The sequence below is a fragment of the Pseudomonas abieticivorans genome, from assembly GCF_023509015.1.
Taxonomy (GTDB): Bacteria; Pseudomonadota; Gammaproteobacteria; order Pseudomonadales; family Pseudomonadaceae; genus Aquipseudomonas; species Aquipseudomonas abieticivorans.
This window is the reverse complement of record NZ_CP094975.1, coordinates 1,756,133-1,771,990: the sequence shown is the minus strand read 5'-3', so window position 1 is coordinate 1,771,990 and position 15,858 is coordinate 1,756,133. Positions and strand designations below refer to the sequence as shown.

Annotated in this window: 10 protein-coding genes and 1 pseudogene; 3 read left to right on the top strand and 8 right to left on the bottom strand. The window is 62.3% G+C overall.

Features of this window, described 5'->3' with window-relative positions; translation table 11 throughout:
- Positions 1 to 1,443: an N-acyl-D-amino-acid deacylase family protein gene (locus L9B60_RS08025; RefSeq protein WP_249677893.1), complete on the top strand. Its 1,443-nt coding sequence runs from the start codon at positions 1 to 3 to the stop codon at positions 1,441 to 1,443.
- Between the two features lie 228 nt (positions 1,444 to 1,671).
- Here the strand turns inward: L9B60_RS08025 and L9B60_RS30655 are convergent, their stop codons facing one another.
- A complete protein-coding gene (locus L9B60_RS30655) occupies positions 1,672 to 2,376 on the bottom strand; it encodes a methyl-accepting chemotaxis protein (protein ID WP_438866131.1) in 705 nt (234 codons plus the stop codon).
- A gap of 201 nt (positions 2,377 to 2,577) precedes the next feature.
- Positions 2,578 to 3,447 (bottom strand): annotated as a pseudogene (locus L9B60_RS30650) (methyl-accepting chemotaxis protein); the annotation flags it as partial.
- A gap of 393 nt (positions 3,448 to 3,840) precedes the next feature.
- On the opposite strand from L9B60_RS30650, the gene L9B60_RS08015 reads away from it, so the two are divergent.
- Together L9B60_RS08015 and L9B60_RS08010 are read left to right on the top strand one after the other, a co-directional pair.
- A complete protein-coding gene (locus L9B60_RS08015; protein WP_249677890.1) occupies positions 3,841 to 5,136 on the top strand; it encodes a dermonecrotic toxin domain-containing protein in 1,296 nt (431 codons plus the stop codon).
- Positions 5,096 to 8,845 (top strand): hypothetical protein, encoded by a 3,750-nt coding sequence (locus L9B60_RS08010; RefSeq protein ID WP_249677888.1) that lies wholly within the window; start codon positions 5,096 to 5,098, stop codon positions 8,843 to 8,845. The genes L9B60_RS08015 and L9B60_RS08010 overlap by 41 nt, the downstream gene beginning before the upstream one ends.
- A 68-nt stretch (positions 8,846 to 8,913) precedes the next feature.
- Here the strand turns inward: L9B60_RS08010 and L9B60_RS08005 are convergent, their stop codons facing one another.
- The 6 genes from L9B60_RS08005 to purU are packed head-to-tail and all read right to left on the bottom strand — an operon-like array spanning position 8,914 to position 15,649.
- The gene (locus L9B60_RS08005; RefSeq protein ID WP_249677886.1) at positions 8,914 to 9,465 is read right to left on the bottom strand and encodes a sarcosine oxidase subunit gamma; all 552 of its coding nucleotides are present in this window, start codon (positions 9,463 to 9,465) and stop codon (positions 8,914 to 8,916) included.
- 3 nt (positions 9,466 to 9,468) lie between these two features.
- On the bottom strand, positions 9,469 to 12,348 hold the full coding sequence (locus L9B60_RS08000) for a 2Fe-2S iron-sulfur cluster-binding protein (RefSeq protein WP_249677884.1): 2,880 nt from the start codon (positions 12,346 to 12,348) through the stop codon (positions 9,469 to 9,471).
- Positions 12,345 to 12,647, bottom strand: coding sequence for a sarcosine oxidase subunit delta (locus L9B60_RS07995; RefSeq protein ID WP_249677882.1), 303 nt, complete (start codon positions 12,645 to 12,647; stop codon positions 12,345 to 12,347). Before L9B60_RS07995 ends, L9B60_RS08000 begins: the two co-directional genes overlap by 4 nt.
- Positions 12,648 to 12,657: 10 nt before the next feature.
- Complete coding sequence (locus L9B60_RS07990) at positions 12,658 to 13,899, bottom strand: FAD-dependent oxidoreductase (RefSeq protein WP_249677880.1); 1,242 nt, start codon at positions 13,897 to 13,899, stop codon at positions 12,658 to 12,660.
- A complete protein-coding gene (gene folD / locus L9B60_RS07985) occupies positions 13,881 to 14,786 on the bottom strand; it encodes a bifunctional methylenetetrahydrofolate dehydrogenase/methenyltetrahydrofolate cyclohydrolase FolD (protein ID WP_249677879.1) in 906 nt (301 codons plus the stop codon). Before folD ends, L9B60_RS07990 begins: the two co-directional genes overlap by 19 nt.
- Positions 14,783 to 15,649: a formyltetrahydrofolate deformylase gene (purU, locus tag L9B60_RS07980; protein ID WP_249677875.1), complete on the bottom strand. Its 867-nt coding sequence runs from the start codon at positions 15,647 to 15,649 to the stop codon at positions 14,783 to 14,785. The genes folD and purU overlap by 4 nt, the downstream gene beginning before the upstream one ends.
- Between the last annotated feature and the right edge of the window lie 209 nt (positions 15,650 to 15,858).

Here is a 15,858-nt window from a genome sequence, read left to right as displayed (position 1 = left end):
ATGCAGTACCACACCCTGATCCGCAACGCGCTGGTCATCGATGGCCGCAACCAACCGGCCTACCAGGCCGACGTGGCACTGCGCGACGGCCGCATCGAGCGCATCGGGCAACTGGCCGATGCCAGCGCACGCGAGGAGGTGGACGCGGCTGGCCGAGTGCTGGCCCCAGGCTTTATCGACGTGCACACCCACGACGACACGGTGGTGATCCGCCAACCGCAAATGCTGCCCAAGCTCAGCCAAGGGGTAACCACGGTGATCGTCGGCAATTGTGGCATCAGCGCCTCGCCGGTTAGCCTGCGCGGCGATCCGCCCGACCCGATGAACCTGCTGGGCAAGGCTTGCGACTTCATTTACCCGCGCTTCAGCGACTACCGCGCGGCGGTCGAGGCAGCGCGCCCGGCCGTCAACGTGGCAGCGCTGATCGGCCACACGGCGCTGCGCAACAATCACATGGGCAACCTGCAACGCAGCGCCACGCCGGCTGAAATCGCGGGCATGCGCGAGCAGTTGCGCGACAGCCTGGCCGCCGGTGCCTTGGGGTTATCCACAGGCCTTGCCTACGCCAGTGCCTACAACGCCAGCACTGATGAAGTGCAGCAATTGGCGCAAGAGCTGCACGCCTTCGGCGCGGTGTACACCACCCACCTGCGCAGCGAATTCGAGCCGGTACTGGAGGCCATGGCCGAAGCCTTTCACATCGGCCGCCACGCCCGTTCACCGGTGATTATCTCGCACCTCAAATGCGCCGGTGCCGGCAACTGGGGGCGTGCGCCGCAGTTGCTGGCGGCACTGGAGCAGGCCAGCCAGCAGCAACCGGTGGCGTGCGACTGCTACCCCTACGCGGCCAGTTCCTCGACCCTGGATTTGAAACAGGTGACCGATGCGCACCGCATCACCATCACCTGGTCCACGCCGTGCCCGGAGCAGGGCGGCCGGGACTTGAAAGACATCGCCGCGGACTGGGGCGTGGCCCTGCTGGACGCCGCCCGTCGCTTGCAACCGGCGGGCGCGGTGTACTACGGCATGGACGAGCAGGACGTGCGCAAGATCCTCGCCCACCCGCTGTCGATGATCGGCTCCGACGGCCTACCCGAAGACCCATTCCCGCACCCACGCCTGTGGGGCGCATTCCCACGAGTGCTGGGGCACTTCAGCCGGGACCTTGGGCTGTTCGATTTGCCCACGGCGGTGCACAAGATGACCGGGTTGTCGGCGCAGCGGTTTGGCCTGCAAGGGCGCGGGGAATTGCTGGAGGGTAACGTCGCCGACCTGGTGCTGTTCGACCCGTTGCGGGTGCGTGACGTGGCGGATTTCAACGAGCCACGGCAGGCGGCGCAAGGTATTGACGGGGTGTGGGTAAACGGGGTGCGCGGGTATGTGGACGGGGTGGCGAACGGGCTGCGCGCCGGCCAATTCCTCCCCCGCACCACTCACCTGTAGGAGCGGATTCATCCGCGAAGAGCGCGCCAGGATCTAGCTGATTGCGCGGCATTCTTTTCGCGGATGAATCCGCTCCTACAATGCAGATCTATTCGCGGATGAATCCGCTCCTACAATGCAGATCTATTCGCGGATGAATCCGCTCCTACAATGCAGATCTATTCGCGGATGAATCCGCTCCTACAATGCAGATCTATTCGCGGATGAATCCGTTCCTACAGGGGGATGCTATACGCGGAAGTGGCTGACCATCATCTGCAATTGATTGCCCAACCGCGCCAGCTCGACGCTGGACTTGGCCGTTTCATCGCTCGCCGCGGCGGTCTGTTCAGACACATCGCGTACGTTGACGATGCTGCGGCTGATTTCCTCGGCCACGGCGCTTTGCTGCTCGGCGGCGGCAGCGATCTGCTGGTTCATCAGCTGGATGTTGGACACCGTGCGGGTGATGTTCTCCAGTGACGTACCGGCCTTGCGCGTCAGTTGCACGCTGCTGTCGGTCAGGCTGCGGCTGTTGAGCATCACGTTGGCCACTTGCTGGGTGCCGCTTTGCAGGCCGGCGACCAGGCCTTCGATCTCTTCGGTGGACTTCTGCGTACGCTGGGCCAGCCCGCGCACCTCATCGGCCACCACGGCAAAACCGCGGCCGGCTTCACCGGCGCGGGCCGCTTCGATGGCCGCGTTCAGCGCCAGCAGGTTGGTCTGTTCGGCCACGGCCTTGATCACGTCCATCACCTTGCCGATCTTGTCGCTTTCCTGTTGCAAGTGGTTCATGGCGTCGGTGGACCGGTTGACCTCGGTGGCCAGGCGTTCGATCTGGGCGATGGCCTCACCCACTACCTTGTCGCCTTCGCGGGCTTCGGCGTCGGCATCGGTGGCCGCGTGGGAAGCCTGCTCGGCATTGCGCGCCACTTCCTGCACGGTGGCGGTCATTTCATGCATGGCGGTGGCGACCTGGTCGGTCTCGATCTTCTGGCTGTTGACCCCGGCGCTGGTCTGCCCGGTCACGGCCGACAGTTCCTCGGCGGCGCTGGCGATCTGCGTGACACCGTCACGGATGCCGCTGATCAGGTCGCGCAAGGTCACGCCCATGCGCTGGATGCCTTGTTGCAGCACGCCCAGTTCGTCCTTGCGGGTAACGCTCTGGTTGTGGGTCAGGTCGCCGCCGGCGATGCGCTCCACCACGGCCATGGTTTCCTGCAAGGGGCGGGTGATCTGCCGGGTGATCAGCCAGGCTGCCAGCACGCCGATCAACAGCGCAAGCAACGTAGCCACTACCTGAACCAACTGTGCCTGGGCGCTTTCGGCGTCGCGGCGGTCCAATTGCAACTGGGTCAGGCGGTCGCTGATGCTGAGGAACTCGGCGCCTTGGTCGGTCATCTCTTTGCGTGCCTGGGCGATCTGCATGTTGCTGTCGCGGAACTGGCGAACCGCGTCGCGGTAGCTGGCCAGCGCGGTTTCAAACTGCTTCAGGCGGCCTTGTTGCGCAGGCAATGCGGTGACGAAATCGGCAATCGAGGCCAGCGCGGTTTCCAGTTGGGCGAACGCTGCCTGCTCGGTCTTCTCGTTGACGTTGCCGGTGTAGCCACGCACTTCATAGCGCACCAGTTGCAGTTGTTCCTTGGCCTTGGCCGCAGCTTGCACTTCTTCGAAGCGGTGGTCGCTGGCCGACAGCACGTCCTTGTTGATCTCGGCGATCAGGTCGAACGCGCTCATGGCCGTGGTGGTCATGTTGGCTTTGGCGGCATTGGCGCTGTTGTAGGCGGCACGCATGGCGTTCAGCGAGCGCTGATACTCAGTGATCACCTCACCATCGCGCTTGAGCAGCGTGATGTTTTCCGGGCTCTTGAACGTTGCGGCGAGCTTTTTTTGCTGAGCGCTGAAGTCGTCCAGTTGGGTCTGTACGGTTTGCGCCACGCTGTCATCGCCGTTGGCGATCATGTACTGCAGGCGGCTGATGCGTACTTTGGTCAGCAGGGCATTGAGCTGATTGATGTCGCTCATCCAGTTGCTGCGGTCGATGAGGCTGCTCAGGCTGGACCAGCCTGCAAGCGCCAGAGCGGTGGTCAATACCAGGACCAAACCAAACCCCAGGCCGAGCTTTTTCGTGACGCTGATATTGCCAAACCAGCTATTCATATTTTCCCTCCAGGAACGTTGAGCTTCTTGATCGAGTGTTCGCTGGAGTTCTTTTTTTGGGGTTATGGCCAGCAGGTGTTCTTGTTGAACCCTGAATATCGGCGGCGCACGCGAATTCTGTAGGGGGTAATTGCCGCACAAGCATTCGCGCCGCTTGTTCGCCAGCGGGTAACTAACTACCGCCCCCGGGCCTTGCCAGGCTGGCCCAATACTCGCTCCCCCCTGCGCGTGCGCTAGGCGCCGCATCTTGGAGCATCTATGAGCGATTCCCACTTAGCCCTACCCGACTTCGATAGCCCTTTGCTGGACAGCCAGGCCTGGGCCGACCTCAAAGTCCTGGAAACCATCGAACAACAGTTCAAGACCTTCATGGGCTCGTTGCCCCTGGACGCCCAGAAGCGCTACCTGAAGGTCAGCCAGGAAGAATTGATACTGCGCCAGAAGGCCGATAACGCGCTCAATGGCTGGTTGGCGGACTTCCAAGCCAGCGCCAAGGCCACCTTGCGCAACGCACTGAAGCACAAAACCGGGCAGGACCTGGACGTCGATACCACCTATCTGCATACCCGCTACCGCACCGACCCGAATACGGTTCACAGCATCAAGGACAGCCCTGACCGTACCCAGACCGTCTCGCTGTGGCAGGCGGCGCTGACGAGTTTTGCCTTCAACGTTGCCCACGGCACCGGCAGCGGCCAGGCGATTGCCAGGGCCAGCAGCATCAATACCGACCGCAGCGGCCGGTTGCCAGACTCGCTCATAACCCTGGAGCAGTTCGCCCAGGTCGCACGCAGCGCAGACCTGGGCAGCTATATGCGCAGTACCCTGGAGAACGCCTTGTCTGGCGCGCTGGGCCAGTGCATCCGCGAGCAACAGCGCAGCAACCTGGAACTGGAAACTCTGGAAAGCTTGCGCAGTAGCACCGAGCACGCCAGCCAGACCCATGAACAACTGCTGCAAGCTGTCACCACTGGCCAATGGGCCCGCTACACACTGACCTACGACTTTTACTCCGCCCCCCTGCCGCTGTACCTCTGGCAAACCAGCGGCGGCGTCCCTGCCGCCGTGTTCAGCTATTTCCCCAATAGGCCCGGCGGTGCCTTGCGCCGCCACGGCACGGTGCATGCAGCCCTGGACTCATGGATCGAGCAGGTTAAGCACGACTCCACCCACGCCGCGCCGGCGTGGCTGCTCAGCGCATTGGCCGACGGCGATCGGGAAAGCATTGCCAGGCATTTCAACGTAGAGGACAGCGGGCTCAACTGGGTGGCCAATAATTTGCGCGACGCCACACTGGGTATCTATCGTGTGCTGAGCCACACCGATGCCGACGGCAAAGGCCTGATGCTGAAGAAAGCCGACAACGTCGACGGCTCGTTGCAGGACGCCTTGTTCGCCCACAAGATCGCGCTGGTGCGCGCGCGGCTGATCGAGCCCAACCAAGACCGTCGCCGAGCAGGATTGGGACCAGGTCAAGGGCGCCCTGAGCTATGCCCTGGAGGAAATCCTGGCCATGCTGACCTTGCCCGTGCCAGGCGGGGTGACAGGCCTTAACCGGGTCATGCTGGCCGCCACCCTGGGCCTTCAGGGCTACCAGATGTACCAGGCGGCCAAGGCACTGATAGACCGTGACGACACCGCACTGGCCCAGGCCCTGGTAGACCTCACCGACCTGATCGTCACGGCCAGGCTGCAGAAGGTTGCCGGTAAACTATCGGCCAAGCGTGCGCGCACGCTGGTCAAGGACCTGGGCGAGCCGCGTCGACGCGGGGCGACCTTCCAGCAAGACCCTGCCCAGGCGCATGAACTGACATACGACCCCAGTGAAAAAGCCTCCCGGCCAGACAACCTGGATACTGGTGCCGTACGCTCGCGCACCTGGTTTGAGCGCATGCTGCACCCCGGTTTTCCTGCGTTCAGCGCGGCTGCGATCAAGCAGGCGTTGCAACTGTCGGGCGTGAATGGCAACCACCTCAAAGACACCTGGCACGGGCGCAAGCACACCCCATGGGCGTTAAAAGACGCGTTAAGGGCAGCGCACTGCCGGCAGCAGATCGATAAGGTGCTTGGCGCCGGTGTCGATGATGCGTTGCCGGCCTCCGAGTTGGCTGAGCGGATGTTGCTGCCTGCCTTGGCGCAACAGACCGGCCATGCCATCGAAGTGCAAAGCCCGGGGGGCACGCAGCGGTTGTGGTATGACCAGCCTGGCGCTGCCACGTCCACTTCCACGATCGTGCTGACGCGCACCCCAGCGGGCCTCTATCAAACCCGCGAAGGGGGCGCGGGTTATTCACTGATCGAGGCCACGCTGCGGGCATACGAAACGCGGGTACCCGGCAGCGAGCTGGGCAAAATTGGCGACATTACCCTGGACCGGCACAGCGCCCACCGCGTCAGCGAACTCAAGCGCCAGTTGCTCAGCCGCTTGCGCCGCGACCAGAACCTGGTCTTCCAGGCGTTAGTGGTCGACAGCCTGCAAATGTACCTGCCCACCCGCCACCCTGCCCATGCCTACAGCGCCGCCGGCCGTACCAGCAGTGAGCAGGACCATGCGCCATCCCTCGACAGCCTGCGCAGCCTGTTCCCGGAACTCAGCCAAGCGGCGCTCAAGCACGCCTTGGGCAACGACAATACCGCGCAGCAAACCCAGGCTTGGGCCCGGGGCACGCCACTGCCCACCCGCGTTGCCGGGCGTTTGCGCGTGGCCAGCGAGCAAAGCCGGTTGAACGCCGCCTTGTCGAGCCTGGCCGCCCCCAATGGGCGTGGCATCAACGATGACGGTGAGGCGCTGTTTGGCACGTTGCTGACCTTGCACGCGAAATGGCCGGCAAATACCGCATTGCGCGTGTATGCAAGCTCGCTCGACAGCACGGGCAAGTACACCCGTGATGACTATGTGCTGGACAGTTACGGGCCTGACGACGCCAGTGCTTTCATCGATATTGTCAAAGTCGGCCACCGCTACGCTGCTACCACCGGGCGCAGCCAGGACCTGCTGTCTTCAAGCCATCCCAACTCATTGCTCGACGCCTGCTTGCTGAGCCTGAGCGCCGAGCAGCGCAAACAACTGGGCTTCAGCGAGCATGACCACGGCCGGCTGGCCCATTACATCAGCGAGCGAGCCGAGTATTTCAACGAAGAGCTGTTCGACATGTTGACACCGCCGCGCGACACGCCACTGGCCGCCGAAACCCTTCACGGCTTTGCTGCCGGTGTCGACCTGAGCCTGACGAGTGCCGATGCGCGAGGCATCCACTGGCAGGGCGGCAAGCATTACCTGTTGATCGATGGCAGCAGTTATCAAATTGTCGAGGACAAGGGCCAACCCAACCTGGTCTGGCGTATCGTCAAGCCGGCTGACCCCGCAGGTATCAGCATCGCGGTGGTCAGCCGCCCCCAGCGCTTGTGGATGCAAACCCGTACCGGCGGCATGGGCGGCAGTGGCCGTGGGCGCATGTCGGCTTACGAAAAATACCTTCCCAAGGCCACCAAGATCGAACAGTTCACGCAGATTCATCAGGGCTACCTGGATGCTGCCGCAGAGTTTTCCAGGAACCTTACGCGCATCAATTTGCTGGTGAACAACCCCAATGAAATTGTTTCTGACTTGGCTCGCAAGAAGCTTGAAACGTTGGTGTACGAAAAAATCACCCGCGACACTCAATACATCGCGGACGTACAGAGGACCTGGCGGGCGCGTGTTATCAGTGACAACTCCTACACCGAAAAAACCGCCATTACCTTGAAAAGTATCTCGGAGTGCTATCGCAACCTCATCGAGCTGCATAAAACCACCCTGCAACGCAAAACCAATGGCCAGAGCCTGCCAAGCTGGGTCAGCGACTTGCCAGGTTTCAAAGAGCGCGCGCCGCACTACCTCGAGAATGTGTTGAACACCTACCCCATTTTGGTCAAGGCACATGAAGTCGTAAACCAACGGCTCGAGAAATTCGGCCACGATCCAGACCTTCTGGCGGACATCGAGCTCACTCAAGCCGAGCTAAAATACAAACCCGTGGAGTTGCTCTTGTCTGAGATGAATCTGCGCTGCGTGCTGTTGCAGATCAGCAGCGAGAACACGCGCGGCGAAGACAGCCCCGTGCTCGATATCGAAGGCTTGTCCCAAGGCATCAGCCTTGCCCTCAAATTCGAGCATCAACTGGAGACGATGCCGACGGACTTCAAAGGGATTTTCCTTGAGTACCACCTGGAAAGTGTCGAGTCGCTTCAAGCCAAAGCTGCGGACATGCGCCATGACTTCAGTGAGAGCGAAAACATCCAGCACCTGGACAAGTTGGACCTCACACTCGAACGTCTACGGGGTCAAGCCCGCAGAGGGTTCAATGACGAGATCAATCCCGAGACCTATCGCAGGGAGGGCGCTGACGCCATCGACTACGATTTCCTGCCTGCTATCCAGGCCCCAGCGGCCCCGTCACCGGCACGCCGACGGGTCATTCGCACGCGCGACCGGCAAGCCTACATCGCCGAGCCATTGCCCAGCGCCGCAGGCGAGCCGGAACGCGTGCAGGTCCGCTTACCCGCAAGTTCAACCAGCGCCGAACAGTTGTTGCCCTTCACTCGCAACAGCCAGGGCGACTGGGTTCGCGAACAGATCGTGCTGCCTGCGCCTACCCTTGGCCTTGATGCATTGCATAGAAAAGCCAGGGCGCAAATGAGGAAAGCCACGGCCGAGCAAGCGGTCGGCGAGCGCCGCGTTGGCAGCAAAACACGCCCTGGCGAGATCGAAGACGATCTCGTCAAAATGGCCGAGGCACTTGAAGCGACTGCAGCTGACCTGCGCGCGTTGGCGGCAGCCAGCACCACGGCAACGCCCGATGAGCACATTGGCCAGTTGGATGCCGGCAGCAAAAGCCTGCGTGATACCGGGCGTCGGCTGCGGATAGCACAATGCAAGCGGTTGTTACCGGACCTTTCAAATCTGGAATATTTATTCGATCAGGGCGAGGTAAGCATCGAGCGCGAACCCGGGTTGCTCAAACTGGCAAAGGACGACGTTATCGTTGAGTACTGTATCAAGGAGAAAGCCAGCGGAGACGAACTGTGGTGGGCTCATTTTCACTATGCCAGCGCCCAGGCTCCGTTTGCAGACTCAACCGCCGCGCACTTGAAAACCGTCAAGGAGCGTAAAGAGGGCAGGACTGCCGAAGCCATTCGCAAGCTTCGGGGCGATAACACCAAGATCGTGCGCACCAAAATCGTGGCGAAGGCTGCGCTGAAAATGTTCCAACCCGCCCGTTAGCAACTACCCACCGATGGCGGCGAACAAGGTCGCCGTCATCAGTGGTCGCTGCGCCAAGGGCCAAAGCGTCAGGCCGCGAACTCCAGCATCGCGTCCTGCACGGCGGCGACGAAGTAGGCGTGGGAAGCCCGGTCGAACAGAATCTGAAACGCGCCCCCCACGTTCACCACGATCACGTTGATCCGCGCCGCCGACGTTTGCGCCACCGCCCCTGACCCGAACACCTCGGGCCGAAGGTCTACGCCGCACAGCTTGGCCATCACCTGTGGCACTGCGGCGCCGCTCAGTTGCAGCCAGGCGTGGCTGTCCTGACGGGGCAGCAGGTAGTTGGCGTGGTGGTCCAGTTCCCAGCGGGCTTCTTCGTCGGCAATGCGCTCGCCTTGGTCAGCTGGGCTGCCGAGCAAAAAATACTCGGTTTGCGACAGGCGGGCGATGTGGCTGCCGTCGGCCTGGGTCACGGCGCGGTTAGGCGCCTGGGGCAGGCTGAAGCCGCGGCCGGTCAGGTATTGGGCGGCATCGGTGCCGCGGAAACCGACCCGGGCGAGGTCGGTCAGGTCGGCCAGGGCACACGGCTGCAGCGGGCTCAGGCCGATGTAGTGTTCGGATTGCAGACTGGACATGGCTCAGAGCTCCTGGCGCAGGTTGTCGGGGTCGAAAAAGGGCAGCTTCACCACGGTGGCCTGCAGCACGATGCCGCCTTCCACGCGGATCGGGATCTGTTGCCCGGGTTCGCTTTGGTCGTAGGCGGCGTAGGCCAGGCCAATCACCTTGCCCAGGTGGTGCGAGTATTCGCACGAGGTCACGTTGCCGCTGATATCCGGGCCTTGCAGCACCAAGTGGCCTTCCAACGGCTGCACGCTGCCCTTGGGCAAGGTGAAGCCCACCAGCTTGCGGGTCATGGGTTGTGCCTCCAGGATGTCTACCGAGCGCCGGCCCACGAAGAACGGTTTGTTGCGGCTTACCGCCCAGCCCATGTCGATCTCGGCCGGGTGGGTCATGCCATCGGTGTCCTGGCTGATGATCACGTGGCCTTTTTCCAGGCGCAGCAGGCGCTGGGTTTCAACGCCGAAGGGGCGAATGTCCAGGTCCTTGCCGGCTTCCATCAGCGCATCCCACAGCTTGACCGCATGGCGCGCCGGCACGTGGATCTCGTAGCCCAGCTCACCGACGAATCCTACCCGCAGCAGGCGTGCCTTGATCCCGGCCACGGTGCCGGTGCGCACGCCCAGGTACGGGAAACCTTCTGGGCTCAGGTCCAGGTCGGTGCAGATTTTCTCCAGCACTTTGCGCGAGTCCGGCCCCGCCACGTTCACCGCCGAGATAGCCGCGGTCACGTTGGCGATGTCGACGTTCAGGCGCCACTGGGCGTTCCACTTGAGCATCTGCTGGTAGATACGGTCGACACCACTGGTGGTGGCGGTCACGTAAAAGTGGTTTTCGCTGAAGCGTGCACACACGCCGTCGTCGATCACCACGCCGTGCTCGTTGGTCATCAATGCGTAGCGTGAACGGCCGATCGGCTGCTTGATGAAGGCGAAGGTGTACATGCGGTTCAGCAGTTCGGCGGCATCCGGGCCGCGCACGTCCAGGCCGCCCAGGGTCGATACGTCGATGATGCCGACCTTGTTGCGCACGTGCAGCGCTTCGGCCTGCATGCATTGGTCGCGTTGGCTGGCGTTGCCGTAGTAGGCGGGGCGCTGCCAGATGCCGGCGGGCATCATCTTGGCGCCGGCGTCCAGGTGGCGACGGTGCATAGGTGTTTGCCGGTAGGGGTCGAACGCACGGCCGGCGACGTGGGCGAGTTTTTCCGCCACGAACGGCGGGCGCGCAGTGGTCACGCCGGTTTCGCTGATGTTGCGTTGGGTCGACTGGGCCACCAGGCGCGCCGTTGGCAGTGCCGAGTGACGCCCTTGGGACGGGCCCATGCCCACGGTGGAGTAACGTTTGACCAATTGCACGTCGCGGTAGCCGATTTTGGTGGCGTTGACGATGTCGCGCACTTGCAGGTCTTCGTCAAAGTCGACGAAGTCCTTGCCCTTGGGGTGCGGGAAAATTGGCCACGGGTGGTTGACCCGCGCTTCGTTCTTGTACTCTGCCCGTGCGATGCCCGGCAGGGCCGTGGCGATGGCGTTGGTGGCGTCGGCCAGCACGTTGTCCAGCGCGTGGCGGCCATTGGCGGAGCCGGCCACCAGCAAGTTCTTCGGCAGCCCGCTCAAAGTGAATTCGGCGCTTTGGTCGTCATAGGCCAGCTTGCCGCCGGCCTGGCACAGCAACTGATACACCGGCATGTAGCCGCCGGACATGCACAGCAAATCGCAGCTCAGGGTCAGGCCGCTGTTGGCCACCTGGCCTTGCCCGGTGATCTTGCGCAGCTCCACGCCAGTGACGTGGCGCATGCCTTTTTCATGCAGTGCTTCATAAACCGTGGTGTCGACGTGCAGGGTGATCGAACGGTGTTCCAGGGCGCGTAACAGGGCGCGATCCGCCGGGCCACCGCGCAGGTCCACTACTGCCGCAACCTTCACACCTTGATCATGCAAGTCGAGCGCGGCCAGGTAGCCGTCATCGTTGCCGGTCAGCACCACGGCCTGCTTGCCGGGTTTCACCGCGTACAGTTTCATCAGCCGTTGCGCAGCGCTGGTCAGCATGACGCCGGGCAGGTCGTTGTTGCGGAAAATCACCGGCTGGTCGAACGAGCCGCTGGTGATCAGGCACTGGGTGGCGCGCACTTTATACAGGCGCTTGCCCTGGATCACCGGCAGGTAGTTGTCGGTAAACCAGGCGTTGCAGGTGGCGTTTTTCAGTACCTGGATATTGGCGTGGCCTTCAACGGCACTGACCAGTTCGCGGCGCAGGGTTTCGGCACGCACGCCTTCGATGTCGAAGCGCGCATAGGTCAGCGAACCTCCGAGCAGCGGCTGCTGTTCGATCAGCAGCACCTTGGCGCCAGTGTTGGCGGCGGTCAGCGCGGCTTGCAGGCCCGCGGGGCCTGCGCCGATCACCGCAAGGTCGGTGAACAGGTAGGCTTTGTCGTAGTACTCGGGCTGGAATTCAAGGTCCAGTACGCCCAGGCCGGCCTTTTTGCGAATGATCGGCTCCCACACCTTCCACATGCCCTTGGGCTTATAGAAGGAGCGGTAGTAGAAGCCCACTGGCATGAACTTGGAGAACTTGCCCAGGTAGGCGTCCTTGTCGTTGTCCAGCGAGCCGTTGAAATTTTGCCCGGTGGCGGCAAGGCCGGCCTCAAGCGGGTAGGCGTCGGCCAGCACGTTGGGCTCATGGGGCAGTTGCACCAGGCTGTTGGCATCTTGCCCAGCCATGGTCAGCGGCCCGCGCGGGCGGTGGTACTTGAACGAGCGGGAAATCAGGAAACGGCCATTGGCGAGCAGGGCACTGGCGATGCTATCGCCCTCAAAACCCTGGTACGGCGCACCGTCGAAACTGAACGTGAGCGGCTGATTGCGATCAATCAGCAGGCCCATGGGGGCGGGTAGGCGGCTCATCGGGCGATCTCCTTGGCCGGTGCTTGGAATTCAACGCGGGCGGTAAACACTTCTTTGGGGTCAAAGGTGCGGATGATCTCGTCGGTGACGGTGTGGCGCTCGGCCAAAAACCAGTAGCTGGACGGGTTGTGCATCCACCACTCGCGCACGATGCCGGCGATGTTCTCGCTGTTGAACACGTAGTCGGCCCACTGGGCGTCGCTGCAGGTGGCCGGGTCTGGCATGTGCTTGAACTCGCCGCCGTAGGTGAACTCGCTGATGTTGCGCGGCCCGTTGAGCGGGCAATTCAGAATTTTCATCGTCCGATCCTCAGTGGCTGGCCGCGGTGGCGCCCATCTCGTTGACTTGCTTGAAGGTGGAAAAACGCTCAAGGCCAAACGGCTTGATCAGGTCTGGCACCTTGCCGCCGCTGGCCACCAGCTGCGCCATGGTTTTGCCGCAGATGGGCGTGGCCTTGAAGCCCCAAGTGCCCCAGCCAGCATCCAAGTAGTAATTCTTGACCGGCGACAGGCCCATGATCGGGCTGTAGTCCGGGGTCATGTCGGTGATGCCGGCCCACTGGCGCATCAGCTTGGCGTTGGCCAAAAACGGGAACATCTCGATGGCGTGGGCCAGCAAGCTTTCTTTCAAGTCGAGCGTGGAGCGTGAGTTGTACAGCGGGTACGGGTCGGAGCCACCCCCAAACACCACTTCGCCGCGGCTGGTTTGCTGCACGTAGCAGTGCAGCGCCGAGGAGCTGACCAACGGATCGAGGAACGGCTTGAATGGCTGCGTCACCATGGCCTGCAGCGGGAAGGTCTGGATCGGCGAGCGGATGCCGGCCTTGGCCATCATCAACGAGCTGTGCCCGGCAATCGCCTGCACCGCGCAACCGCACTTGATGGTGCCACGGTTGGTTTTAACTGCGGTGATGGTGCCGTTCTCGATCACCAGCTCTTGCACTTCGGTGAGCTGGTGGATCTCTACGCCGCGCTTGGCCGCCTGCTTGGCGTAGCCCCAGGCCACGGCGTCGTGGCGGGCAGTGGCGCCGTCCATGTGCCACAGGCCGGCGATCACCGGCAGGTGGCCGGGGTCCAGGTTGAGGGTGGGCACCAGTTCGCGGATCTGCTGGCGGTCGATCATCTCGGTACGCCCGCCAAAGTGTTTGTTCACCTCGGCGCGTTGGCGGAACGAGCGCACCGTGGCGTCAGTGTGCGCCAGGGTCAGTTGGCCGCGCTGGGAGTACATGATGTTGAAATCGAATTCGTTGGACAGCCCCTCGAACATCCGCACCGATTCGGCGTAGAACTTCACGCCCTCGCTGGTGAGGTAGTTGGAGCGGATGACTGCCGTATTGCGTGCGGTGTTGCCGCCGCCCAGGTAGGCCTTTTCCAGCACGGCGATATTGGTGATGCCATGGTACTTGGACAGGTAATAGGCCGTGGCCAGGCCGTGGCCGCCCGCGCCGATGATCACCACGTCGTAGGAAGACTTGAGTTCCTTGGGCGGCGGCAGGTCGACCTCCACCGGGTATTCCGAGCTCAGCCCGTACTTCAGTAAGTTGAAAGGCATGGGGCCTCCGATAGGCTGCGTTGGGCTTGGGCCTGCTGCACGGCAGCGGTCACGGTGTTTTTCATCAAGAAGGCGATGGTCATCGGGCCTACACCACCGGGTACCGGGGTGATGGCGCTGACTATCGGCAGGGCGCTGTCAAAGTCCACGTCACCGACCAGGCGGCTGCGGCCGTTCTCTTCGATGCGGTTGATGCCGACGTCGATCACCACGCAGCCTTCCTTTAACCAGCTGGCATCGATCATGCGCGGGCGGCCGACGGCAGCCACCACGATGTCGGCCTGGCGGCACAGCTCCTGGGCGTTGCTGCTGCGCGAATGCACCACGGTGACCGAGCAATGCGCCTGCAACAACAGGGCGGCCATGGGTTTGCCGACAATGTTGGAGCGGCCGATGACCACCGCGTGCTTGCCGGTCAAATCGCCCAGGGTATCGGTCAGCAACTGCATGCAGCCGCTCGGGGTGCAGGGCGTGAGCACGCGTCGGCCCTGGCTCAGGCCGCCGACGTTTTCACTGTGAAAGCCGTCGACGTCCTTGCCCGGCGCGATGGCCTGCAAGGCGCGGGTTTCTTCGATATGCGCCGGCAGCGGCAGTTGCAGCAGGATGCCGTTGACGCTGGCATCGGCATTAAGCCGTGCGATCAAATCCAACACTTCGGCTTGGCCGGCATCGGCGGGCAGGCGGTATTCCAGCGAATGGATGCCGGCCTCTTCAGCGCGCAGGATCTTGTTGCGCACGTACACCTGGCTGGCGGGGTCTTCGCCTACCAGGATCACCGCCAAGACGGGTTGAATGCCTTGCAGCACCAAGGCTGCCACGTCGACGCGCACCTGTTGCAGCACGCGGGCGGAAGCGGCCTTGCCGTCGATCAACTTGAGACTGTTCACCGGAAGATCACCGTACGGTCCTGGTTAAGGAAGACGCGGTGTTCCAGGTGGTATTTCACCGCCTTGGACAACGCCACGGTTTCGGTATCGCGGCCGATGGCAACCAGGTCATCGGGCAGGTAGGCGTGGTCTACGCGCTGTACTTCCTGCTCGATGATCGGGCCTTCGTCCAGGTCGCTGGTGACGTAGTGCGCGGTGGCGCCGATCAGTTTCACGCCACGTTGGTAAGCCTGGTGGTAAGGCTTGGCGCCTTTGAAACCTGGCAAGAACGAGTGGTGGATGTTGATGGCGCGGCCCGAGAGCTGCTTGCACAGGTCATCGGAAAGAATTTGCATGTAGCGGGCCAGCACCACCAGGTCGGTGCCGGTTTCGTCCACCACCTTCATCAACTCGGCTTCCTGGCGGGCCTTGGTGTCCTTGGTTACCGGCAGGTAAATAAAGCGGATGCCCTGGCGCTCGGCCATCGGGCGCAGCTCCAGGTGGTTGCTGACGATGGCGGTAATGGTCATGTCCATCTCGCCTTTTTGATGGCGGTACAACAGGTCGGTGAGGCAGTGGTCGAATTTGCTCACCATCAGCAGCACGCGCATCGGCTCGCGGGTGTCATGCAGTTCCCAGTCCATGCCGAAAGCGCCGGCTACGTCGTTGAAACCTTGCTTGAGCTGCGCGATATCGCCCAGGTGCCCGTCGTTGAAACGGAACACCGCGCGCATGAAAAACGTGCCACTGAATTCATCATCGAACTGCGCCATTTCGCCGATGTAGCAGCCGTTTTCCGCGAGGTACGAGGTAACGGCTGCGACAATGCCGGAAGTCGCCGGGCAGCTGATTTTTAGAATGAAGTGCATCTTTTCGTGTTGCATGGCTAGTCCTCGGGGGGATGGCGGCAGCTCATCGCATAGGCGAAAAAGGTCATCGGCAAGATAAATTGCCTGAGAAGAATAAAATATTCCTTTGGGTGGTTTTATAGGGGAAAGCGCGAGGGGCGTCTAGAGGGGATTGAAACTTTTTTAACTGACAGGAATTTTTTTGCCCGGTAAATCCGCCCCGAGTAGGAGCGGATTTATCCGCG

Coding starts and splice junctions, on each gene's coding strand:
- L9B60_RS08025 (WP_249677893.1), top strand. CDS start 1: ATGCAGTACCACACCCTGATCCGCAACGCGCTGGTCATCGATGGCCGC.
- L9B60_RS30655 (WP_438866131.1), bottom strand. CDS start 2,376: ATGACCGCCACCGTGCAGGAAGTGGCGCGCAATGCCGAGCAGGCTTCC.
- L9B60_RS08015 (WP_249677890.1), top strand. CDS start 3,841: ATGAGCGATTCCCACTTAGCCCTACCCGACTTCGATAGCCCTTTGCTG.
- L9B60_RS08010 (WP_249677888.1), top strand. CDS start 5,096: ATGCTGACCTTGCCCGTGCCAGGCGGGGTGACAGGCCTTAACCGGGTC.
- L9B60_RS08005 (WP_249677886.1), bottom strand. CDS start 9,465: ATGTCCAGTCTGCAATCCGAACACTACATCGGCCTGAGCCCGCTGCAG.
- L9B60_RS08000 (WP_249677884.1), bottom strand. CDS start 12,348: ATGAGCCGCCTACCCGCCCCCATGGGCCTGCTGATTGATCGCAATCAG.
- L9B60_RS07995 (WP_249677882.1), bottom strand. CDS start 12,647: ATGAAAATTCTGAATTGCCCGCTCAACGGGCCGCGCAACATCAGCGAG.
- L9B60_RS07990 (WP_249677880.1), bottom strand. CDS start 13,899: ATGCCTTTCAACTTACTGAAGTACGGGCTGAGCTCGGAATACCCGGTG.
- purU (WP_249677875.1), bottom strand. CDS start 15,649: ATGCAACACGAAAAGATGCACTTCATTCTAAAAATCAGCTGCCCGGCG.